The following is a 23,992-nucleotide window of genomic DNA, read 5'->3' on the forward strand; positions in this document are numbered from 1 at the left end:
GCATTCCTTTCGTTTGCTTCCCTCACAGTATTGCGGATCCAAAAAAATGCTGCGACAGGCGCAATGCGATTGAATTCGGATATGGCGCATAACCGAATTGAACCGAAGTTGATTGGGCGTAAGGGGAAAATTAGCCCTGCATAATGAGGACTGAGAAATAAAGGATAGTCAGGAAAAGGAAGAATGGCCAAATATTCAGATGAATTAATTAAAGTGGCAAAGTCGCTGTACCTGCGCCGCTATACCCCAGCTGAAATTGCCGCTGAACTCAATCTGCCCAATCGACGGATTGTGTATTACTGGGCGGAAAAATGGCACTGGGCGGATATGCTCAGTCATGAAAGTGTGATTGAGGCGGTCAATCGCCGTATTGCCTTGCTCAGTGAACGCAATGATAAAAATGCGGTAGAACTGGACGAACTCGACCGCCTGATTGCCCATCATGTGAAACTGATGGCGCAGGAGAATAAGCACAAAGAAAAACTGGCTGACATTAAAGCACGGACACAATCAGATAATTATAGTGATGAGGGTCAATTCGGAGACGGCGAGCCGAAGAAAAAGAAACGCTACCGTAAAAATGATATTTCAGCGCTGACAGAAGAAGATTTTCAGACCTTTGTTGATGGCAATCTGTTTGGCTATCAGAAACACCTGCGCGCCAATAAGCATAAGCATGTGCGGAATATCCTCAAATCGCGCCAGATTGGAGCGACATGGTATTTTGCGTTTGAAGCTTTTGAAGATGCAGTATTGACAGGGAAAAACCAAGTGTTTTTGTCAGCGTCTAAACCACAGGCACAGGTGTTCCGCTCTTATATCGTGAACTTTGCTGAACAACTTTTCGGGATAACCTTAACAGGTGAACGCCCTCGCCTGAGCAATGGTGCACAACTCATTTTCTTATCGACCAACAAGAACACGGCGCAATCTTACAGCGGTCATTTGTATTGTGACGAATACTTCTGGGTCCCTGACTTTACACACTTGAATGAAGTCGCTTCGGCAATGGCCACTCATGATCATTGGCGCACCACTTATTTTTCAACGCCCAGTGCCAAAACGCATCCGGCTTATCGGTTCTGGACAGGTGACACATGGCGCGGTAACGATGCCAAACGTAAGAATGTGCTATTTCCTTCAGTAGATGAGATGCGTGATGGTGGGCGCGATTGCCCTGATGATCAATGGCGTTACGTCATTACACTGGAAGATGCCATCAAGGGCGGGTTTAACCTTGCCAATATCGACCGCCTGCGCAACAAGTACAATGCAGATACCTTTAACATGCTCTATATGTGCCAGTTTGTGGATAGCGGCGCATCCGTCTTCAAATATCACCAACTGGAAAAATGCGGCGTCGATATCAATCTTTGGGAAGATCACAACCCGGATGCCTCGCGCCCGTTTGATGAGCGTGAAGTCTGGGGCGGTTTTGACCCGGCCCGCTCTGGCGATACGTCTACTTTTGTGATTGTCGCCCCACCGCTGACGGCGGGTGAACGCTTCCGGGTGTTAGCTACGTTCTACTGGCAGGGCATGAACTGGAAACATCAGGCTAAACTGATTGAAGAACTGTTCAAACGTTACCGCTTTACCCATATCGGCATTGATACCACGGGCATTGGGCACGGGGTTTATGAGATGGTGCAGGACTTCGCCCCACGGCAAACGCAGGCCATCCACTACAGCCAGCAAAGCAAAAATCAACTGGTTATGAAGATGATTGATGTGGTCAGCGAAGAGCGCCTTGAGTGGGACGGAGAACAAAAAGAAATCCTGGCCTCATTTCTGGCTATCCGACACACCACCACCGCCAAAGGGGGCGCAATGACCTTTGTGGCTGACCGTTCGCAGGAAACCGGACACGCAGACGTGTTCTGGGCCATTGCCCATGCCCTGATGAATGAACCGCTTAACTACGAGAAGAAACGCACCTCTAAATATTCATTTTCAAAGGCCACACAATGAGCAAAAGAAAGTTCAGGAAGAACACCAAAGCGTCACACGTCCCGCATGCGCAGCGGAAAATGAGCATTATCACACTGGGTAAACCCGAACCGATACTCACTTCCATGACCGATTACCAGAAAATCTGGTATGACAATGATTATGATCACTACACCTTACCGATTGACCGGCTGGCACTGGCACAACTGACCAACATGAACGGGCAGCATGGCGGCGTTCTCTATGCCCGGCACAATATGATTGCCTCGGATTATCTCGGGGGCGGTCTGACCCATGAACAATTCCGGTCGGCCATGATGAATTTTCTGATTTTCGGCGATGTGGCTCTGCTGAAAGTGCGTAACTTCTGGGGCGATATTGTCAGACTGGAAGTCTTGCCGTCCCTGTATCTGCGCCGCCGTAAAGACGGGGATTTTGTGATATTGCAGGAGGGTGAGCCTTTGGTTTACACCCCGGAAGAAGTGATTTTTATCAAGCAGTATGATCCCCAGCAACAGGTTTACGGCTTACCGGATTATATCGGCGGCATTCATGCGGCCCTGCTCAACTCGGAAGCAACCATTTTCCGCCGCCGCTACTACCACAACGGCGGGCATACAGGCGGCATGATTTACATCAATGACCCGAATATCTCCGATGAAGCCGAAAAAGAAATTGAGAACAAGCTGGCCCAAAGCAAAGGCATCGGCAACTTTGAAACCATGTTTGTGAGCATTCCCAACGGCGACCCGGACGGCATTAAATTTATTCCGATCGGGGATATTTCCGCCAATGATGAGTTTGCCAATGTGAAAAGCATCAGTTCGCAGGATGTATTGACCGCCCACCGATTCCCGGCCGGACTGGCAGGCATTATCCCGACCAATGTCGGCGGACTGGGCGACCCGGAAAAAGCCCGTGATGCTTATCGCAAGGATGAAGTGATCCCCGTGCAGAATATGTTTATGAACGCCATCAATAGCAGTGATATCCCCGAAACATTATTCGTTCATTTCAAGAAAGATAACGACAGTTCGGGTGCGGAATGAGCAATAAAATGGTAAAATCGAGGAAAATCGACACATTAGGGGAAAGAAACATGCGTGTATTAAAAATAATCTGCCCTGAGTGCGGTGCTAAGTCGGTTATCCGTAAAACTAACCGGATGCACCACCAGATCGCTGATATTTACTGTTCGTGTTCAGATGTGGAATGTGGACACACTTTTGTAATGAATTTGACGTTTTCACACACCCTCAGCCCCAGTGCCAAAACCGGTGATATCCTGTTGCAGACTGTGATTAATAACCTCAATCCGCAACAGCGACAAATGGCGTTAGATTTGCTGCAAACCAGCGCCGCCTAAGTTCAGTTTTGAGCCACTATTTAGTGGCTTTTCTATTATTATCATTTCACTTTTGGCCTGTTCGACCAGTTCCCATATCCAATTCAGCGCCACTTGCCTGTCTTTATCATTCAAATTATCCAAACCACCCATCCGAGAAAGTAACTCAACACGTTCTAAAAAAACCAATCGTTCCAAATCGTCAGACATCATTTCCCTACCATTCGTTATATTACATTTGCCATACTGTATATATGAACAGACGAAAACTAATATAATTATTATTTGTATTAATTTCATTAAGAAATAGTTAATTATGTGACTTACTCAATACTTCCAGACATTTCTGCTAATAACCCCTTATAATGCCCTTTTGGGTTGCGCGAAATATCTTTAACATCAATATGTAAACTTAGATTATTACGAGAACAACAAGGCTATTTTGATTAAGCCAGCATTGTGCTGGCGTTGGGGCGTTTGTATTTAATTTTCTTGCGTTACCTCAAACCCTTGCTGTTCGAGAAATACCCAAACTTCTTCTATTGTTTCATCACGTGCAATCATTCTCTCCTTACACCAATCATGTGGCTCATTAGCAAATTCCTCTGTTGTATGAAAGCAAGGCAGTTTAATTTTAAACGTTGTCATAGTTTCCTCATTTTCCCAAGTTGATTAATCCGTGTCCGCAACCCATCGCGGCGCATCTCTTTTTGCCGTTCCGACTCCATAGGAATAAAACTGCCATTCGTCCATAACTTAAATGGCTGTTCATTAACACTGATTTTTCCACCGATAATTAATGACCGTGCCATAAATCGGCTAAAATTCATCCCAATGGAATCGGCATAATCGATAATTTTTTCAATCAACCCCTCACTAGTTTTTTTGGCTGTATCAGACAACACCGTACAGTTATTGACAGAACTCCTAGGCGATGCGGGCGCATCGCTAAAACCAGCCTCCGCTGACGCTTCGGCTAACTTCGGCACAATCTTCCAGCTTTTGAGACGCGTTAAAATTGGGGTATCCATCGAGAAAACCCCTTTAATACGGATCACATCCTCACCGTGGGCGTTAGTTTCTTGCTCCGTCTCATACCACAGACGCGCAACCAAATCGTCACGACGAACAAATGGGCCACCCTGTGCATTGATATAACTTGCCCAGTCGCCGTTATCAGCCGCATCATGTACAGCGGCAAATTCAGTACTTAAATCCATTGCGGTATCATGATCTGCCATGCGGCGCAGTTCACGGTAAACCGTCACTGGTGCACCACCCACAAACTGAAATTGACGGATACGCCAACGAGAAGCCCAAGCACTGGCAGCAACAGCAGCATCCTTAACAGATCGGCCACTTTCATCATCCAGCTCGTCGTCCATTGCGTAGCCATCAATATTTTTAGAAATGTACTTCGCCACATAGCCCGTTGCAGAGCCTTTTTCTGGGTCGATTTCCTCAGCATGACCTAGGCTTTTTCTTTTGGTTTGGCTCGTTTGATTGCCAAATCTGTCAGCTTCATAAATCACCAATCTTGTATAGAAAAATTGTAGAGGGTATTTCTATACAAAAAACTATACAACAAATTGTAGAGATTTAGAAAGACACTACTAGACTTCGATAGATGAGGAATTTAGCAATTTTGTTGATTTTACTGGGGTTAATTGACTTGAATAGACTGTGAAAGATGTTCATTTGGTGCCCCCTGCAGGAATCGAACCTACAACTAGCCCTTAGGAGGGGCTCGTTATATCCATTTAACTAAGAGGGCATTTTACTGCTTGTTTTAGGCCGTTTCTAAAACGCCCGTATCTTAGCTCTTTCTGCCTGTTTTAATCAAGTTTTTTGCATTTGTTTGTTTCACCCTATCTTCTTTAGTTTTTTGTTATAGTCAACTCATTACTTACTATTGTGTACAGATTGAGTCCATAATCGCACTTCATTTTGTGAACAATTTATAACCATAACCTTGAGTGTTATTACCGGCTGATTTTAATGACCCTATAAAAAAATCAAGATTGTCAGTTTTTCTGTTCGAACATCACTCAATTGAAAATTAAAATGATCAATAAAAACTGACCACTCATTATAAAAAAATATCTCGTTACTCTGAATCACTTAATTATCACACCATCTGAAACAAAAACGTTTAGTTTCTCCAGTTGCCTTCAATACATCACCTAACTTTTTTGCATCAGGAATGGACTGAGCAATATAGTCGTATGTAATGTTGTAATCATGTACAATTGAAATTCCGACTATAATTTTTGAATATCTTCCAAGGTGGTAAGTTACACCATCAACTGTTACATAAAGAAATTTGTCATAGAATAAATCCAACATACTTCTAAAGCTTTGCTGTTTTTTATAAGAATGCGCATTTAATAAAAGAAAACCACCAGACAATCCTGCAAATAACCTTTCTGACCAATAGAAAAATCCTATTTTGTCTGCATCAATAGGTGTGTTATTTTCGATAACAGATAATTTACCAAAAGACGGCCTATTCTGGTTTGATTGTGCTTTGCTATTGTATCCCCAATGCATGTTTTCTAATTCTATTTCTGGATCGGAAAAATTAAATTTCTCAGCACCAAGCGTAATGTCAAGCTCCAATTTATATTCTGTTTCTGATGTGTCAATTTTTGATTTATTATTATCGCCCATAACCCCCTCACTTATTATTTATCTGCGATAAATAAGGCCGTGCATTACACGGCCCGGAAAATTTATTCAGTGCCTCTACCTAAAATATTTATCTTTTATCCAGTATAAGAGCTGGCTCTGCAGCAACATAGCCCTGTAAAATACCTTCTTTATAAATTCCTACAATACACTCATAATACATTGTACGCATAGTGCCATTTGCAGGCATCATATTAACTTTGCTCATCCAGTAGTAATTTCTTATTGACTGCATATTCACATCTAATGGATTTCTTACATCGACAACCGGAATATATTCTATGCCCTGTACAACCTTGTGAGGTTCTATCATTGTCATCATGTCATCCGGCATGACGTTCATCATTGAATCCAGTTTTATCAGTGCAACTGAATAGTCTAAATTCATATTTAATGTCATTACTTTTACGCGCAGCATATCGCCAGCATCACATTTAATGACTAAATTACCTGAACTATTAACTGACGCAAGTCTGTCATCCTCAGGGATATAAGTGATATATTTTTTAAAAATATCCTCAGACCAAAGTGAAACAGGATTATTAATATCTTTACTAAGCTTGCCAAAATCATTCATAATATCTTCGGCTCTGATACCAACTAATATATCAATCATTTTAGACATTATAGTGCCCTCATTTATTCATGGTATTAGCATATTTTATTACACAAAAAATATAACACTCTGACTGAGTTTTCTTTATAAGTTACTTACGGAATACATAATAGCAAAATAATATAAAGTCAAAACCTCAAAAAACACTTATGCACGAGATATTTTTATCATAATAAAAAGGTTAAATTGTATTTCAGATTTAAAAACTTAGCTAAAAATTAAAATAAGCGACTAAAAACTATATTACTCTTCATTCAGAGAATGACTAAAATAAATATCATTGTATTATAGAAGAGTTTTTAAAAAGAAATTTACACTGGAATAATAATATAACAATATTAATAATATTATTGCGAAACCAGATGTTCTACCTCTGATTTTTATATTACCTCTAAAGTTAAATAGATATACAATTTACTCCAGTGTATAATCGCTAACTATTACTTCAGCTACTACATTAATTTTTACTCTTCGTCTTTCAAGTTATTTCTTTGTTGCCCGCAACACCTCTTGAAATCCATTGAGTATATATCTTATGAATTTTGAGTAATCGCCTGAAAAACGGCAAATATAAATTCAGGAGAAAATATGTTTGGTAAAGGTACTGTAATCAAGAACTACACCAACGCTTATCCAACTCCGATCCGGTTACAGTCTGGTGATATCGTTTCAGTCAGCCACTGTGATATAGAGTACCCTTATTGGGTGTGGACAACGGATAAATCAGAAATAAGTGGCTGGGTTCCCCAACAGATCCTGCGTTTGACTCAAATTAATCAGGCAATCTGTATGGAAAACTACATTGCACATGAATTAACTGTAAAAGCAGGCGAATTACTCTATCTGGAAAATTTATTGAATGGTTGGTTCTGGGCCCACAAAGAGTGTGGTGAAACAGGCTGGATACCACAAGATTATATAACTCAGGAGATTTAAGTAATGAAGTTTGTTCCCGATTATCGTGATGTTTCAGAAGCCCACGCCCGCATTAAAAACTATATCCACAAAACTCCGGTATTTACCTCAAATACGGTTAATCAGATATTCGACGCTGAAGTCTATTTCAAATGTGAAAACTACCAACGAATGGGAGCATTTAAATTTCGCGGCGCAATGAATGCGTTATCCCAGTTTAGTGATGAACAGAAAAAAAACGGGGTTGTTGCTTTCTCTTCCGGTAATCATGCTCAGGCTATTGCCTTAGCTGCTAAGATGCTCAATATTCCAGCCACAATTGTGATGCCACATGATGCCCCTAAAGCCAAAATTGAAGCAACAAAAGGTTACGGTGGCAAAATTGTTTTTTATGACAGATACGCTGAGGATAACAAGGCCATAAGCCAAAATCTGGCAGAAAAACACGGGTTGACTTTAATCCCGCCTTACGATCATCCACACATTATTGCAGGGCAAGGCACTGTAGCCAAAGAACTCTTTGAGGAAATCGGCGAACTGGATACTCTGTTTGTCCCGCTCGGTGGCGGTGGTCTGTTATCCGGCTCAGCATTATCTGCTTCTCAGTTATCCCCGAAATGTCAGGTTTTTGGTGTTGAACCTGAGGAGGGTAATGACGGGCAACAATCTTTCAGAAAAGGTGAGATTGTCTATATTGATACCCCAAAAACGATTGCAGATGGCGCACAAACACCACATCTAGGTCAGCATAATTTTGACATTATTCGTCACCTTGTGACAGATATTCTGACAGCCTCAGATAAAGAGCTGGTTAATGCGATGTATTTTCTGGCAGAGCGAATGAAAATGGTTGTTGAGCCAACAGGTTGCTTGGGTTTTGCTGCGGCAAGAGCGATAAGGGAACAGTTGCAGGGCAAGCGTATCGGTATTATTTTGAGCGGAGGGAATATCGACATGCAACGATACTCCCAGTTACTGGCAAATAAATAAACCAATAGATTTTACAGATCCTGTCCTCTATTCGGGGCAGGATTTTTTAGGTTCTTTTGCTGCTCCTGCTTCAGTCTCCGCCATAGTGTCGTACGGCTGATCCCCAGATATTCCGCAGCGGCCTGCCGATTACCTGAAAAATGCGCCACAATATCACTCAATGAAATATCATGCTCCAAAGGTGATTTTTCTGTAAAAGAATGAGATGCGGCTTTTACTACTTGCATATTATTCATGACGCCAATTTCAACCTGACGCTCAGGAGAAAGTGACAATATCAGAGCAGGAGTTAATATCTGTTCAGGATTAGCACTCGTATAAAGAGCAATTCGCTCCATCAGGTTACGCAGTTCTCTCACATTACCCGGCCAGTGATAAGACCGTAATACTTCATCACACTGAGAAAGCTCACGCGTTCTTAAAGGTGAAACACGCAAATTAAGAGCCGCACATGCCCGCCGAAAATACTCCTGAGCCAGCATACTGATATCGTTTTCCCTCTCCCGTAACGCAGGAAGATTAATGCGCAATACATTTAAACGATAAAACAAATCAACACGGAAGCGCCCTTCCCTTACCCACTGATCCAAATCAACATGAGTTGCACAAATAATACGCACATCAACGGCAATCGGACGATATCCCCCAACCCTGACAACCGATTTTTCTTCTAAAACTCTCAATAACCGGGTCTGTAGCGGCAATGGCATTTCACCAATTTCATCCAGAAATAACGTTCCCCTGTGCGCAACTTCAAATAACCCAGCCCGCCCGCCACGTCGTGAACCCGTAAATGCACCTTCTTCGTAGCCAAACAATTCTGCCTCTAATAACGATTCGGCGATTGCTCCACAATTAACAGCAACGAATGGCCGGGGATGTTTTCTTTTTAACTGCCCATAGCGAAGGGTATATTCATGATGGATAGCCTGTGCAACCAGCTCCTTTCCGGTACCACTTTCTCCCTGAATCAATACGGTCGCTGTCGAACGGGCATATAACGTGATTGTACTTCGTACACGCTCCATTGCCGTGGAATTTCCCCGAATATCATTGATCGTATGTCGGATACGCAGTTTATCTTCGGTAGGATAAGGTGAAATTACTGCCTGATTAAGTCTGGCCATCTTAGCCATATCCAGAGCATCATGAAATGCCTGCCGGATAGAATCAGCAGAATAGACAAAAACACCCACCAGCCCCGCTTCATACGCCAAATCGGTGATCAACCCAGCTCCCACAATTACCTGAATACCATCTGCCTTCAGCGCATTAACCTGTGTTCTGGCATCCTCTGCCGTTGCATAGCTGCGTTGTTCTATACTCAGATGAAAACGTTGTTGAAATTCCTCCAGCGCAGGTAAGGTGTTTTGGTAGGAGATGACGCCAATGCGGGAGCTGATTTGCCGGGCGCGAGCCAATGCCTGCATGAAATCAAAACCACTGGCTTTGGCTATGATCACCGGTACTGATAGCCTGCTTTTTAGGTAGGCGCCATTAGAACCCGCACATATTACGGCATCACAATGTTCGTTTTCCAAACGCTTACGGATATGTTGTACCGCCTGTTCAAAACCAAGATGGATCGGTGTGATATCAGCCTGATGATCAAACTCCGGTGTAATATCGCGAAAAAGGTCAAAAAGGCGGGAGATAGAAACCGTCCAGATAACAGGTTTATTGCTGTCACGCTCTGAGGCATGTATTGGCATGATATACCTCCTTTTTTCTTTTCTGCTCATTTTTTATTACGTTTCACTTAAACAAAATAAAACAACAATGAAACACAATTGTTCAAAATTGAAACGAGTATATATTATAATCAGCAGAAAGTCAGAAACGACATCACAGCAAAAAATAATTATCCATTTGATTATTAAATTAAAATAAAAATACCTCTCTCTATTCCCTATCCTTTCCTCCCATTTCTGCTTTTTGGCATAAGCCTTGCTTTGTTAATCAGTTAGTACAGATAAGTTTCATTTTTAATAATGGAGTTGCATATGGGATTTTATTCTGCCGGTTTGACTTTTCGTCAGGCAATAAAAGACGAGTCTCCGTTACAGGTGGTAGGCGCTATTAATGCAAACCATGCTCTGCTGGCGAAGCGAGCAGGTTATAAGGCTATTTATCTTTCCGGCGGCGGGGTTTCAGCAGGTTCATTAGGTTTGCCTGATTTGGGTATCTCAACACTGGATGATGTATTAACCGATACCCGACGCATCACTGATGTATGCGACTTACCTCTGCTGGTAGATGCTGATATCGGATTCGGATCTTCCGCATTTAATGTGGCCCGCACAGTTCAGTCTATTATTAAAGCAGGAGCTGCCGGACTGCATATTGAAGATCAGGTCGGTGCAAAACGTTGTGGCCATCGGCCAAATAAAGAGATTGTCTCCAAAGAGGAGATGGTCGATCGCATTAAAGCAGCCGTTGATGCCCGTAATGATGAACATTTCGTCATTATGGCACGTACTGATGCGTTGGCAGTAGAAGGACTGAATGCTGCCCTTGACAGAGCCGAAGCTTATAGAGAAGCAGGAGCAGATATGCTGTTTCCGGAAGCCATCACAGAGCTACTAATGTATAAAACCTTTGCTGAAAAAACACAAATTCCAATACTCGCAAACATCACCGAATTCGGAGCCACTCCACTTTTTACTCTTGAAGAACTAAAAAGTGCGAATGTCTCTATCGCTCTTTATCCCCTGTCAGCATTCCGCGCCATGAATAAGGCTGCTGAGCAAGTCTACGCAGCCCTCCGGCGCGATGGCACGCAAAAAAGTGTGCTCAATATGATGCAAACCCGCAATGAGCTTTACGAAAGTATCAACTATTACGATTTTGAGCAGAGGCTGGATGCCCTGTTTTCCCAGAAAAACAATCGAGGTGATACACATGAATGAACAAATTATAGGGACTAAACCGAAAAAATCTGTTGCTCTGTCAGGTGTTACCGCGGGTAATACCGCGCTTTGTACCGTTGGGAAAAACGGCAAGGAATTGCATTACCGGGGTTATGATATTTTTGATTTGGCCTCCCACTGCGAATTTGAAGAAGTTGCCTACCTGTTAGTCCATGAAAAGCTGCCTACCCGTGCCGAACTGACTGCCTATAAGGCCAAGCTGAAAGCATTAAGAGGTTTGCCGAGCAGCGTTAAATCCGCACTGGAAGCTCTACCCGCAGTTGCACATCCGATGGATGTGATGCGCACAGGAGTCTCCGTTCTTGGTTGTACATTACCGGAAAAAGAGGATCATAATCCGGCTGCGGCCCGCGATATCGCTGATCGTCTACTCGCTTCCCTTAGCTCGATATTACTTTATTGGTACCACTATAGTTATAACGGACGTCGTATCGATGTAGAAACTGATGATGATTCTATCGGGGGTCACTTCCTGCATCTTTTACATGGGCAGAAACCACGGGCATCGTGGGAAAAAGCAATGCATACTTCCCTTATCCTGTATGCAGAGCATGAATTCAATGCTTCGACTTTTACCAGCCGGGTGATTGCCGGTACAAACTCAGATATTTACTCTGCCATTATCGGGGGGATCGGGGCGCTGCGAGGTTCAAAACATGGTGGTGCCAATGAAGCTTCATTTGATATTCAACAGCGTTATGATACGCCTGATGAAGCAGAAGCTGACATTCTCCGCCGTCTGGAGAGAAAAGAAGTGATTATTGGCTTCGGGCATCCGGTTTATACCATTGCTGATCCACGCCACAAGGTGATCAAAGAGGTTGCTCAAACCCTATCCAAAGAAGCAGGCACACTGAAAATGTTTAATATTGCCGATCGCATTGAATCAGTGATGAGGGATGAGAGAAAAATGTTCCCGAATCTCGACTGGTTTGCGGCGGTGTCATATCACATGTTAGGGGTTCCTACCGCCATGTTTACCCCACTATTTGTGATTGCCCGTACTTCCGGCTGGGCTGCCCACATTATTGAACAGCGTATTGATAATAAAATTATTCGGCCCACGGCTCATTATACCGGCCCGGAAAATCTGCCGTTTGTCCCGATTGAAAAGCGCTGATACCCGCTAATGAATGCTTGATAAACAGTACATTAATGCAATTTTTCCAAAAGGATTGATTATGTTTACCTCTATGCCTGCCTCTACGCTGACTTCCGTTGTAAGTAACCGGCCTGAATACGATCAAGTGATTGTAGATATCGTGGATTACGTCATGGATTACATCATCGTTTCCCCCATTGCCTATGTCACCGCCCAACACACATTCTTAGACGCTTTAGGCTGTGGCTTAGAAGCACTGGAATACCCCGCCTGTACTAAATTACTCGGCCCGATTGTACCGGGAACAGTCGTTCCCAATGGAGTACGAGTACCGGGAACACAATTCGAACTCGATCCCGTACAGGCTGCATTCAATATCGGTACCCTCATCCGCTGGCTGGATTTTAACGATACCTGGCTGGCGGCTGAATGGGGGCATCCGTCTGATAACTTAGGCGGGATACTTGCTGTCGCTGATTGGTTGTCAAGAAATGCTGTCGCCCGTGGAGAAGAGCCACTGACCATGTGGGATGTCTTTGCAGCCATGATTAAGGCATACGAAATTCAGGGTTGCCTGGCACTGGAAAATTCATTCAATAAAGTCGGTCTGGATCATGTTGTTTTGGTAAAAATTGCTTCAACCGCTGTGGTTGCACAAATGATGGGTCTGGATCGTGAACAGATATTAAGTGCCGTGTCACTCGCGTGGGTAGATGGCCAGTCTTTACGGACGTATCGCCATTCGCCCAATACAGGCTCCCGTAAATCCTGGGCAGCTGGCGATGCTACTTCCCGCGCCGTTCGTCTGGCTCTGATGGCAAAACAGGGTGAAATGGGCTATCCCTCCGTATTAACCGCCAAAAACTGGGGTTTTTATGATGTTCTCTTTAAGGGCGAATCATTTCAGTTTCAGCGCCCTTATGGCAGTTATGTGATGGAAAACATTTTGTTCAAAGTTTCTTTCCCTGCTGAATTTCATGCTCAGACTGCGGTTGAAGCCGCCATGCAGCTATATCAGCAACTGAAAGCACAAGGAAAAACTGTCGAAGATATCGCTCAAATCACTATTCGCACCCATCAGGCTTGCATCCGCATCATTGATAAAAAAGGCCCGCTGCATAATCCGGCAGATCGGGATCACTGCATCCAGTATATGGTTACCATTCCATTACTATTTGGGCGTCTTACTGCGGCGGATTATGAAGATGATGTTGCCAGAGATCCGCGCATTGATATTCTGCGGGAAAAAATAATCTGTGTTGAAGATGTTAATTTCACACAGGATTACCATGACCCAGAAAAACGTTCTATTGCTAATGCCCTGACTATGACTTTTAATGATGGCAGCCAGCTTGATGAAGTCATAATAGAGTTCCCAATCGGGCACAGACGCCGCCGTGCCGACGGTGTTCCCGCATTGCTGGAAAAATTCAGAACCAATCTGGCAAGGCGTTTCACCGAAGAACAACAACAAAAAATTCTGTCAGTCTCCCTTGACCTTAACGATATAAAAGACATCCCCGTAAACGAGTACCTTGATTTATACCGTGTTTAATCTGCAATTTATTTAGTGGTTCTGGTTACGGAACCACTATTCTTACATTACACCAGGAAAATATTACGTCAGGAAAAATATCTCGTTAGGAGAAATTATGTCATTTCAAGATTTTTACCGACGTTCGATTGATGATCCCAGCGATTTCTGGGCAGAACAAGCCAGACGGATTCATTGGCAGCATCCTTTTGAACAAACGCTGGATCACAGTGATCCTCCTTTTGCCCGCTGGTTCTGTGGCGGAAAAACTAACCTATGCTATAACGCGTTAGATCGCTGGCTGGAAAGCCAGCCTGATGCCAAAGCGTTAATTGCGGTTTCAACAGAAACAAATACCGAGCAAGTCTTCACCTATCGGGAGTTATATCAGGAAGTCAATCAGGCAGCCGCGATTATGCTTTCTCTCGGTGTCAAAAAAGGCGACCGTGTCGTGGTATATATGCCGATGGTAGCTGAAGCCCTGTTTATCCTGCTTGCCTGTGCCCGCATCGGTGCTATCCACTCCGTTGTTTTTGGTGGGTTTGCGGCCCATAGTCTTGCTACCCGATTAGATAATGCAGAGCCGGTACTGGTCGTTTCCGCTGATGCAGGATCGCGGGGAGGAAAAATTATCCCCTACAAGCCACTATTAGATGAAGCTATTGAACTGGCAGCACATACACCACGTCATGTATTGATGATAAACCGTGGTTTAAGTGAGATAAATTGGGTCAAAAACCGGGATCTGGATTTCGCGACATTACGGCAGGCTCATTTGGGGGCAGACATTCCTGTAGCATGGCTCGAATCCAATGAAATTTCCTGTGTGCTCTATACGTCTGGAACAACAGGAACGCCCAAGGGGGTGCAACGGGATGTTGGTGGTTATGCCGTTGCGCTGGCAACATCCATGGGTATTATTTTTGGCGGTAAGCCCGGAGGAACATTCTTCTGCACATCAGATATCGGCTGGATTGTAGGACATTCCTATATTGTTTATGCCCCGCTGATTGCCGGAATGGCAACCGTTATGTATGAGGGGCTGCCCATCCGACCGGATGCCGGGGTCTGGTGGCGGATTGTGGAAAAATATCACGTCACCAGAATGTTTTCTGCGCCAACAGCCATTCGAGTCCTGAAAAAATACCCAACTGACAATATTGCTCAATATGATATTTCCTCTCTTGAAACGCTCTATCTGGCAGGTGAGCCACTCGACGAACATACTGCACGCTGGATCACTGAAACCATTAATGTCCCTGTGATTGATAATTACTGGCAAACTGAAACTGGCTGGCCAATTATGGCAATTGCACGAGCACTGGATGACAGGCCCGGCCGTTTTGGTAGCACCGGCTTCCCGATGTACGGTTTTAACGTCAAATTAATTAATGAACTGACCGGACAAGAATGTGGTGATAACGAAAAAGGAATGGTGGTTATCAAAGGCCCCTTACCTCCGGGGTGTATCCAGACCATTTATGGTGATAATCGCCGTTTTGTGAATACCTACTGGAAACACTTCGATCAACAGGTTTATTCTACTTTTGACTGGGGTATTCGTGACAGTGAGGGCTACTACTTTATTTTAGGACGTTCGGATGATGTGATTAATGTTTCAGGCCATCGTCTGGGAACCCGGGAAATAGAGGAGTGTATTGCAAGCCATGAAGATGTTGCAGAAGTTGCCGTTATCGGTATTAAAGATGATGTAAAAGGACAAGCTGCTATTTCCTTTGTCGTCCTCAAAGAGGGAAAAGAAATTCAGAGTGCTGACCACTTTGCAACATTGGAAAAATCGCTGATGGATTTGGTCGATAAAAAGATTGGCAGTGTCGGGCGTCCGGCACGTATTTATTTTGTCACTCAATTACCCAAAACCCGCTCAGGGAAAATGTTGCGTCGTACTATGCAGGCAATTTGTGAAGGCCGTGACCCCAGTGATATTGCTTTGATAGAAAACCCAGAGTCACTGGATGTAATACGTGATGCAGTTTCTCATCATTAATACTCACGGATTGCGGCATTCTCGCGTCTATTTAAACGGTGTTTAGCAGGAGGGTATTACTATACAACTGTACTACATTTTCCCAGCTACTTTTACCCATTCCTGCTCCGTGCCAATGCGGAGCTTTTTTTTATTTTTTAATAAGTTGCATGACAGCGTGATATTTGAAATCAGAGCGCGTTTCCTGCGCTCCTCAATTAATTTATTGTTTTTTAGCGGAGAAAAAAACGGTATATCAATGCGCTATTTCAGGCTCTTTTTTCGCAGCGTCCAACCACTCCACCATCGCCGGGTGTTTAAGCATCCTATCAATCCATGCCTGACACTCAGGTGAAAATTTCAACCCGTAAGTTCTGGCCCGGAAAGCTACCGGTGCAAAAAATGCATCCACTGCCGTGAAAGAATTTCCTGCCAGCCATTCACCACCAAATCTGCTTAGCCCTTCAGACCAAAGCTCATCAAGCCGAGAAAGATCGCTCTGTAATTCAGGGGATATTCCGGTTAATTCAATTGTTTTTGTGCAATTCATGGAACAAATCTGGCGTAATGCAGTAAAACCAGAGTGCATTTCTGCTGCTGCACTTCTTGCCCACGCTCTGGCAGTACGATCTTCTGGCCATACCTGAGCATGTTCCTCTGCAACATATTCAGTAATAGCCAGTGTATCCCAAACTGTAATATCACCATCTACCAGACAAGGAACAAGACCCGTTGGTGAGAATGCCTTAAATTTCTCATGGCTACTTTTACCATTTTCAAAGTAACTTAATTGCTCGTTGAAAGGAATATCCAGAGCTTTGAGCAAGATCCAAGGACGCAACGACCAGGAAGAGTAATTTTTATTAGCTATCCATAATGTATACATCGTATTTCTCTCTGTTAATCCCTTTATATTTGAATATGTCGCTTTACTGACTACCATTCAAAATATATTGGGTATGATGGTGAATATTGACACACGAGAACATTATAGTTTTTTTCTACCGGAGTAAACATATATATCAAACTGACTTTTTATATTGACATCAGTCGAATAGATCCTATAGTTTTTTTATCCAAATCCTTAGATATTTTAGACAACAGATCTATTGAAGATGCGGAAAAAAATTAATAAAAAGGTGATATTCTTTTAATAAATACTTAACTGCGGTGTGTTCGTATTATTCTAATAACTTGAGTAAATTGCAAATATGACAACAAATGTTTATCCCGAAAAAAAAGGGTTTTTAAACCGTGTCGAGCGTATAGGTAATGTTATGCCGGGCGTAACAATGCTATTTGTGTATGCCCTGATAATCTGTTGGCTTTTATCGTTTTTACTTTCTTTCGTAAATTTTAATTATTATCACCCCGTCTCGAAAGAGAAAATAGCTATCGTTAATCTTTTCCAATATGAAGAAATTATATTATTCGTGACAGGGGCAGTGAAAAATTTTATTAATTTCCCGCCATTCGGAATTACAATCGTTTCAACGCTGGGAATTGGGATTGCAGAAAGTAGTGGTTTTATAAAAACAGCATTGAAAAAAATGCTTTCTTTTATTACCCCCAAAATGCTGACTCCAACCGTTGCTTTTGTCGGTATTGTTTCACATCTGGCGTCGGATTCAGCTTATGTTATCTTAATGCCGGTTTCCGCCATGATGTTTTATGCCTGTGGCAGACATCCTCTTGCGGGTATTGCTACCGCATTTGCCGGCCTTGCTGGTGGTTTCACTGCAAGCTATACGCCTTCTATCATTGATCCGATTATGCAGAGCTTTACACAGGATGCGGCTCAGATGATGGCGCCCGGTTACCATGTGAATGTGCTCTGTAACTACTTTTTTAGCCTTGGTGCCACATTTGGTGTCATTTTAATCTGCTGGTTCATCACAGAGAAAATTGTGGAACCCTGGTTGAACAAGAACTGCCCTGTTTCAACCAATATTGAAACAGACACTGACAAAGATCTGGAAAAAATTACACCTGAAGAAAATCGTGCATTTCGAATTGCCGGATCCACCGTATTATTACTGGGCATAGGTCTTATCGCCTTATTATGGCCGGAAACATCGCCAATGCGGGCACCGGATGGCAGCATGACCAGTCCTAAAGCCCCTATTATGCAAATAGTTGTCCCGCTTTTATTCCTGTTTTTCGCTGTGCCGGGTATCGTTTATGGCTATTTAACAAAATCCTTTACTTCAAGCCGTGATGTCGTTAAATCAATGGAAAACATCACGCAGTCATTAATCCCATTTATAGTTTTTGTGTTTTTTGCCGCTCAGTTTCTGTATTCATTTCATCATTCAAATCTGGGTACATTATTAGCCTTATCCGGTGCAGAACTATTACGTACACTCGAAATGCCATCCGGTCTGACCGTACTCGGTGTGATCATATTAACGGCTATCATTAATATTATGATCACGTCAGCGACTTCTAAATGGGCAATTATGGCGCCAGTACTTGTACCGATGCTAATGGCCGTCGGTATTTCTCCTGAATTAACACAAGCTGCTTTTCGGGTGAGTGATTCAGCTATGAACGTCAGTACGCCAATGTTCCCGTTCTATCCTTTGATTCTCATGTATTGCCAGAAATACTATAAAAATGCGGGTATCGGCACTTTATGTTCAATGATGCTCCCATTCACTATTGGCTTGCTGATTATTTTAACGGCAACACTCTATGTGTTCTGGGCATTTGATATTCCGATTGGTTTCGACAGTGGTTACACATGGCACCCTGCACAATAGTGTTGTCATATATTGAATACAAGAGGGAAGAAAAAATGAATGAATTAGGTCAACAGCTTGAACAACGTTTCTACCGCTATTTAGCTATCGAAAGCCAGAGTGATGCCTCCAGCATTATTGTACCGAGTAGCGAAGGGCAACGTAAGCTGGCTGAATTATTAGCGAAAGAGCTGGAAGGTTATGGCCTCGCTGATATTTATATTGATGAGCACGCCATTCTTTATGCTGTGCGTCGTGGTAATAAACCATCAGCCCCCAAGATTGGTTTTGTGGCCCATCTGGATACCGTTGATGTCGGGTTGTCGGCAATAATAAAACCTCAGACCTTGCTTTATGAGGGAAAAGATTTATGCCTGAACAGTCAAGAAGATATCTGGTTTAAAACAAGTGAACACCCAGAAGCCGCCCCTTATATCGGTGAGCCAATCATTTTCAGCGACGGAACCAGTGTTCTTGGTGCAGATAACAAAGCTGCGGTTACAGTTATCATGGAGCTGATGGATAAATTACAGCAGGCGGAATTTGACTGTGGTGATATCTATGTGGCTTTTGTTCCTGATGAAGAAATCGGGCTACGTGGTTCCAAATTGATGGATTTATCCCGTTTCAATGTTGATTTTGCTTATACAATTGACTGCTGTGCACTGGGGGAAGTCATCTATGAAACCTTCAATGCAGGCTCTGTCGAAATTACAATCACAGGCATTACCACACACCCAATGTCGGCAAAGAACGTATTACTAAACCCAATCAGGGTCGCATATGATTTTATCGGCTGTTTTGATAAATATGATACACCTGAGCATACTGAACATCGGGAAGGTTACTTTTATTTTACGAACTTAATCGCCAATCCAGATAATGCAAAAATCAAAATGGCCATCCGTGATTTTGACCGCAATAGCTATAAAGAGCGTAAAAATTATGTTACTCAGTCAATTGAACTTATCCGTGCCCGTCACCCTCGGGCAAAAATAGATTATAAGATCGAAGATGTCTACAGCAATATTAGCGACTCATTAGGTGACGACCGTACCGCAATTGACCTGATTCTTGAAGCACTCAAAATTCAGGGAATTACTGCTAATATCATTCCGATGCGTGGAGGCACAGATGGCTCGGCTTTATCTGCAAGAGGTATCCTGACACCAAATTACTTTACCGGAGCATTGAATTTCCATTCTCGTTTTGAGTTTTTGCCGATTAGTGCATTTGAAAAAAGCTATCTGGTCACGGAAACCATTTGTCGCTTAGTTGGGAAAAAATAAAAAAACAGATTTAAATAATAAACAGCCATCATTTGGTGAATTGGTGGCTATTTAATCACAAGAGTAAATAATATTATAGATTAACAGCAATTATCTTCACAACAGAAATAATTACAAATGATATATTCTTAGTAACAACTTTTAATTAATAAACCGAATTCATAAATACGGAATCTCGCTTAATTAATTTAACTTATCTTTATATATCCAAGATGAATATATTTATTCCATTTTATTTTATCCAATCAGAAAAGGAACTCATTAAATTCATTATTGATAAATTTTGATATTCTTAAACAAATTATTTGTCTGAAATTCACAGAAACCGTACCAAACTTTCATCTATTATAATGCTTGGGATTTTCATTTATGTTTATATCCTGTGTTAGTTGATTTTATTTTTTTAAGTGATCAAAAATAAGGAAACGATATGCTGTTAAAAAACACTTCCAGACAATTTGGTCATGTCTCTGTTTTGATCCACTGGTTAATTGCGCTTGCTGTTTATGGAATGTTCATGCTGGGGTTATGGATGGTGACATTAAGCTATTATGATAGCTGGTATCACAGTGCACCTGAATTGCATAAAAGCATTGGTTTTTTGGTTTTTATCGTCATGGTCATTCGTGTTATCTGGCGATTCATTTCTCCCCCGCCAAAACCTCTGAGCAGTTACAGCCAGCTTACCCGGATCAGTGCAAAACTGGCTCATCTCACCCTTTATATCGTCCTGTTTGGCATTTTATTCAGCGGATACTTTATTTCCACCGCTGATGGTCAACCCATCAGTGTTTTTGGCTGGTTTGAAATCCCTGCCACACTGGCAAGACAAGGGGTACAAGCAGATACCGCAGGTATTATCCACTTATATCTTGCCTGGCTGATTGTTGTACTTTCCCTTTTACATGGGCTTGCTGCTTTAAAACATCACTTTATTGATCGTGATAGTACGCTAAAAAGAATGTTTGGTTTCCCGCCAGACACAAAATAAATTTTGGAGAATCATTATGTTGAAAAAGACGTTAATCGGCCTGACTGCGGGTGTTTTATTTATGGGTGCAAACTCAGCAATGGCATCCAACTATAAAATTGATACTGCCGGCCAACACGCCTTTATTGAGTTCCGTATTCAGCATTTAGGTATGAGCTGGGTTTATGGTAATTTCAAAAAATTTGATGGTAATTTTACCTTCGATAGCAAAAATCCGACCACTGATAAAGTTAGTGTTATCATTAAAACTGACAGTATAGATACCAACCATGCTGAACGTGATAAACACTTACGTAGTGCTGATTTTTTAAACACAGCAAAATACCCGGAAGCCAAATTTACCTCAACCAAAGTGGAAAAAGTGGGTGAACAGTACAAAGTTATTGGTGAACTGACTCTCAATGGTGTAACCAAACCAGTCACACTACAAGCGAAGCTGATGGGAGAAGGTAAAGATCCGTGGGGTGGTTATCGCGCCGGATTTGAAGCGAACGGTAAAATTAAATTGAAAGACTTCAATATTAAAACCGACTTAGGGCCAAAATCTCAGGAAGTGGAGTTAATCATTTCTGTAGAAGGGGTTAAGGAATAAGTTTGGTATTCTCCTTAACTACCTATCCCCTTATTTTCATTTTTCAAGTTGCAGATCAATAGATCTGCAACTCCAAATCTCTTAGCAATTTAAATCTGCGATGCAATTAATGTATTAACGTGGTGTGTAATTGTTTCCAAAGCATTATGAGCCGCATAATTAGCCTTAAGTCTCTGCGCCTGCTGATACCATTCTCCTGAGGAGAGGATACGAGTTACTGCCTGATATATCTGCTGTTTACTCGGGGTATCTGTATTCAAGCTGATGCCACAGCGCGCCCAAATGACACGAGCAACAGCCTCCAGCTTACCATCTCCTGTACCCGCCACAACCATAGGGACACCATGACGAATAGCGGCATTGAGAGAACCGTAACCACCATTAGTGATAAAAACTACTGAACGAGGAAGCCAGTACTCAAAATCAAGATACTCTACTACCCTAACGTTATCTGGTATAGATTTACCTAGCATTTCGACTGGCCTCCCTGCAGTAATAGCCAAAACCCGTACAGGTAAACCTGATAGTGCCTGTAAAGTCGGTATTATTAATTGAGTAAAATCAACATTGGCTAGCGTTCCTTGTGTGACAATAACAAGTGGTAAGCTTTCATCTGACCACTTCAGCTGAGTTTTATCATCCCGCACATCAACTGCCAGCGAACCAATAAAATCCAGCGATTCAGGCAAATCATCACGTGGAAACTCAAACAACTGAGTAGCCAATTGTAAAAAACGATCTGATTGTTTCACAATCACATCATTATGATCCTGTGTAAGTAAAGGAGACTTTACCGCCGTCAAAGCGATGTTAAAGGCATTCCGTACCTGCATAATTAATTCCCGTGTTTCCTCGTCCACCAATTGTTCTCGCTTCAAATCAACAGGAAGCAATTCCGGAGGTATACGCGCCCCCCAGAATATAGAATCTTTAGATGACAATAGTAGTGGTGTTACCCCGACCACAATGATAGGGATACGCTCATTAGCAGGTTTCTGTAATAGTGGTAATATGGCATAAAACGTATTATCAGAAATTAGCAAATCAGCATCTTCAACCAATTGTTGCAATTGAGGATACAGTACGGGAATTGGCGCAGCAAAAAACTGCTTAAGGGCAAACGATGTCTGAGCATTTCCCGGAGGATGCAAGGCACGCTCAGGAAATGTCTGCTCCAGATTACGATAATCAACATCTACAATTGAATCAAAAGCAACAAAACGCGCTCCTAAGGCCTCAGACTGATGACGAAAAAGCGCTCCGCTGAATATTGTGACATCATGCCCTTGCCCGATTAAGTGTCTTGCAATAGTACAGATTGGGAAAACATGCCCAGGAGTTGCAATAGCCGCTAAAACAATACGTGCCATTAATTAAAATCCCCTCAATTAATTTGTCTAACGATCTAAATATGGAATATCAACCATCTTAAAACTGGTGTTATTACATATGGGTGTTCCGTGAATATGAACTCTCTGGAGATGACGGGAAGAACGGGTAACAAATGACTCTCTTCCATGTAATAAAGTAAAATTATCGCTAATCAAAACATCATTTGTCTGCCACTGATGAACATAGAGATAACATGGTGCATAAAGCCTACCCTTCAACTCCTTCTCAAAAGCACTCTGTTGCGCTGATGAAAAACCCTCAAATTTAACTGAGTGATGATCAGAATATTTTTCACTATCAACAGCCATAGGTTCGTTGTAACGCATTACCCATTTACGACCATTGGGATGAAGGCATATCAGTGGAGAAACTACCTCACCACCATAGTGCGTCACACGACTTGTGCGATAAGTAACCATGATTTTTCCCCAGATATGACGCTCATGTTCATTAGCATCAATAATTAACTGCTCAGTATTTACAAATGTTGTACGCCCTCCCTGAGTGACAGCTGGAGCAGAAACACAATGGAATATCTGAAATTCCGGAATAGTTTGCCTGTACATACCATCCCAGTGCAGTGGTATTTCAGTTCTATCTAATACATGATCAGAAGGCTCAGCTTGCTCCATTACATCCAATACCGCGCCAAAAGGCCACATCATGATTTCTCCCCAATTCTGGGAATATTCAGTTAATTTTTTGGGGTCGGTAAAACCAGAAGAAAAGCCTCGCAATACAACCAACAAATGATTACGAACTAACTCACGTAGCATATTAACTGGTAATGAGGTAATTTCCTGTCCTTCCCGGCCAGGAGTAATTAACACTCCAAAAGGTGTAATAGGTTCAGTATGACAAGCAAGTTCACTTATATGCATAATGTTTTTTCTCAAGATAAAATATAATTTTGAATTTCTTTCAGAACAA

General features: G+C 42.4%; 21 protein-coding genes, 1 tRNA gene and 1 pseudogene. 13 read left to right on the forward strand and 10 right to left on the reverse strand.

What is annotated here, in order from left to right; translation table 11 throughout:
• Positions 1-183: 183 nt before the first annotated feature.
• From AACS92_RS11190 to AACS92_RS11200, 3 genes are read left to right on the forward strand one after another with little or no spacing between them, the layout of a single operon-like run.
• Positions 184-1,971: a terminase large subunit domain-containing protein gene (locus AACS92_RS11190; protein ID WP_099111290.1), complete on the forward strand. Its 1,788-nt coding sequence runs from the start codon at positions 184-186 to the stop codon at positions 1,969-1,971.
• Entirely contained in the window at positions 1,968-2,999 is a 1,032-nt protein-coding gene (locus AACS92_RS11195; protein WP_099111291.1) for a phage portal protein, read from the forward strand. Before AACS92_RS11190 ends, AACS92_RS11195 begins: the two co-directional genes overlap by 4 nt.
• The gene (locus tag AACS92_RS11200; RefSeq protein WP_099111292.1) at positions 2,996-3,316 is read left to right on the forward strand and encodes an ogr/Delta-like zinc finger family protein; all 321 of its coding nucleotides are present in this window, start codon (positions 2,996-2,998) and stop codon (positions 3,314-3,316) included. Before AACS92_RS11195 ends, AACS92_RS11200 begins: the two co-directional genes overlap by 4 nt.
• On the opposite strand, the gene AACS92_RS11205 is transcribed toward AACS92_RS11200, so the two are convergent.
• The 6 genes and pseudogenes from AACS92_RS11205 to AACS92_RS11230 all read right to left on the reverse strand — a co-directional run bounded on the left by AACS92_RS11205 (position 3,287) and on the right by AACS92_RS11230 (position 6,608).
• Positions 3,287-3,508: a hypothetical protein gene (locus tag AACS92_RS11205; protein ID WP_099111293.1), complete on the reverse strand. Its 222-nt coding sequence runs from the start codon at positions 3,506-3,508 to the stop codon at positions 3,287-3,289. The two genes, AACS92_RS11200 and AACS92_RS11205, sit on opposite strands and share 30 nt — an antisense overlap.
• Before the next feature lie 270 nt (positions 3,509-3,778).
• The gene (locus AACS92_RS11210; protein WP_193756977.1) at positions 3,779-3,943 is read right to left on the reverse strand and encodes a hypothetical protein; all 165 of its coding nucleotides are present in this window, start codon (positions 3,941-3,943) and stop codon (positions 3,779-3,781) included.
• A pseudogene (locus tag AACS92_RS11215) lies at positions 3,940-4,791 on the reverse strand (replication endonuclease); the annotation flags it as partial. The pseudogene AACS92_RS11215 and the gene AACS92_RS11210, both read right to left, overlap by 4 nt.
• A 203-nt stretch (positions 4,792-4,994) precedes the next feature.
• Positions 4,995-5,069 (reverse strand) — tRNA-Arg (locus tag AACS92_RS11220).
• Between the two features lie 347 nt (positions 5,070-5,416).
• Positions 5,417-5,965 (reverse strand): DUF7823 domain-containing protein, encoded by a 549-nt coding sequence (locus AACS92_RS11225; protein ID WP_099111294.1) that lies wholly within the window; start codon positions 5,963-5,965, stop codon positions 5,417-5,419.
• Positions 5,966-6,053: 88 nt separating this feature from the next.
• Entirely contained in the window at positions 6,054-6,608 is a 555-nt protein-coding gene (locus tag AACS92_RS11230) for an AidA/PixA family protein (protein ID WP_099111295.1), read from the reverse strand.
• Between the two features lie 579 nt (positions 6,609-7,187).
• Between AACS92_RS11230 and AACS92_RS11235 the strand changes: the two genes are divergently transcribed.
• Together AACS92_RS11235 and AACS92_RS11240 are read left to right on the forward strand one after the other, a co-directional pair.
• Entirely contained in the window at positions 7,188-7,535 is a 348-nt protein-coding gene (locus AACS92_RS11235) for an SH3 domain-containing protein (RefSeq protein ID WP_099111296.1), read from the forward strand.
• Between the two features lie 3 nt (positions 7,536-7,538).
• Positions 7,539-8,504: a threo-3-hydroxy-L-aspartate ammonia-lyase gene (locus tag AACS92_RS11240; RefSeq protein ID WP_099111297.1), complete on the forward strand. Its 966-nt coding sequence runs from the start codon at positions 7,539-7,541 to the stop codon at positions 8,502-8,504.
• An 11-nt stretch (positions 8,505-8,515) separates the two neighbouring features.
• Here the strand turns inward: AACS92_RS11240 and prpR are convergent, their stop codons facing one another.
• Positions 8,516-10,216: a propionate catabolism operon regulatory protein PrpR gene (prpR, locus tag AACS92_RS11245; RefSeq protein ID WP_099111298.1), complete on the reverse strand. Its 1,701-nt coding sequence runs from the start codon at positions 10,214-10,216 to the stop codon at positions 8,516-8,518.
• A 291-nt stretch (positions 10,217-10,507) separates the two neighbouring features.
• Between prpR and prpB the strand changes: the two genes are divergently transcribed.
• The 4 genes from prpB to AACS92_RS11265 all read left to right on the forward strand — a co-directional run bounded on the left by prpB (position 10,508) and on the right by AACS92_RS11265 (position 16,078).
• Positions 10,508-11,413 (forward strand): methylisocitrate lyase, encoded by a 906-nt coding sequence (prpB, locus tag AACS92_RS11250; protein WP_099111299.1) that lies wholly within the window; start codon positions 10,508-10,510, stop codon positions 11,411-11,413.
• Entirely contained in the window at positions 11,406-12,554 is a 1,149-nt protein-coding gene (gene prpC, locus AACS92_RS11255; RefSeq protein ID WP_099111300.1) for a bifunctional 2-methylcitrate synthase/citrate synthase, read from the forward strand. Before prpB ends, prpC begins: the two co-directional genes overlap by 8 nt.
• Positions 12,555-12,627: 73 nt before the next feature.
• A complete protein-coding gene (locus AACS92_RS11260) occupies positions 12,628-14,091 on the forward strand; it encodes a bifunctional 2-methylcitrate dehydratase/aconitate hydratase (RefSeq protein WP_153044784.1) in 1,464 nt (487 codons plus the stop codon).
• 97 nt (positions 14,092-14,188) lie between these two features.
• Positions 14,189-16,078 (forward strand): propionate--CoA ligase, encoded by a 1,890-nt coding sequence (locus AACS92_RS11265; protein ID WP_099111301.1) that lies wholly within the window; start codon positions 14,189-14,191, stop codon positions 16,076-16,078.
• Positions 16,079-16,313: 235 nt separating this feature from the next.
• Here AACS92_RS11265 and AACS92_RS11270 read toward each other — a convergent pair whose 3' ends face one another.
• Positions 16,314-16,943: a glutathione S-transferase family protein gene (locus AACS92_RS11270; RefSeq protein ID WP_099111302.1), complete on the reverse strand. Its 630-nt coding sequence runs from the start codon at positions 16,941-16,943 to the stop codon at positions 16,314-16,316.
• Between the two features lie 325 nt (positions 16,944-17,268).
• Between AACS92_RS11270 and AACS92_RS11275 the strand changes: the two genes are divergently transcribed.
• The 4 genes from AACS92_RS11275 to AACS92_RS11290 all read left to right on the forward strand — a co-directional run bounded on the left by AACS92_RS11275 (position 17,269) and on the right by AACS92_RS11290 (position 21,670).
• Entirely contained in the window at positions 17,269-18,819 is a 1,551-nt protein-coding gene (locus AACS92_RS11275) for an AbgT family transporter (protein WP_099111303.1), read from the forward strand.
• A gap of 35 nt (positions 18,820-18,854) precedes the next feature.
• Positions 18,855-20,087 carry a peptidase T gene (gene pepT / locus AACS92_RS11280; protein ID WP_099111304.1) on the forward strand — a complete coding sequence of 411 codons (1,233 nt, stop codon included), beginning with the start codon at positions 18,855-18,857 and terminating at the stop codon, positions 20,085-20,087.
• Positions 20,088-20,517: 430 nt separating this feature from the next.
• Positions 20,518-21,078, forward strand: coding sequence for a cytochrome b (locus AACS92_RS11285; protein WP_099111305.1), 561 nt, complete (start codon positions 20,518-20,520; stop codon positions 21,076-21,078).
• Between the two features lie 16 nt (positions 21,079-21,094).
• Positions 21,095-21,670, forward strand: coding sequence for a YceI family protein (locus tag AACS92_RS11290; RefSeq protein ID WP_099111306.1), 576 nt, complete (start codon positions 21,095-21,097; stop codon positions 21,668-21,670).
• An 89-nt stretch (positions 21,671-21,759) separates the two neighbouring features.
• Here AACS92_RS11290 and AACS92_RS11295 read toward each other — a convergent pair whose 3' ends face one another.
• Entirely contained in the window at positions 21,760-23,040 is a 1,281-nt protein-coding gene (locus AACS92_RS11295; protein WP_099111307.1) for a glycosyltransferase, read from the reverse strand.
• Between the two features lie 27 nt (positions 23,041-23,067).
• Positions 23,068-23,943 (reverse strand): TauD/TfdA dioxygenase family protein, encoded by an 876-nt coding sequence (locus AACS92_RS11300; protein WP_099111308.1) that lies wholly within the window; start codon positions 23,941-23,943, stop codon positions 23,068-23,070.
• Positions 23,944-23,992: the final 49 nt, after the last annotated feature.

It is taken from the genome of Xenorhabdus sp. KJ12.1 (genome assembly GCF_963876495.1).
Classification (GTDB): Bacteria; Pseudomonadota; Gammaproteobacteria; order Enterobacterales; family Enterobacteriaceae; genus Xenorhabdus; species Xenorhabdus stockiae.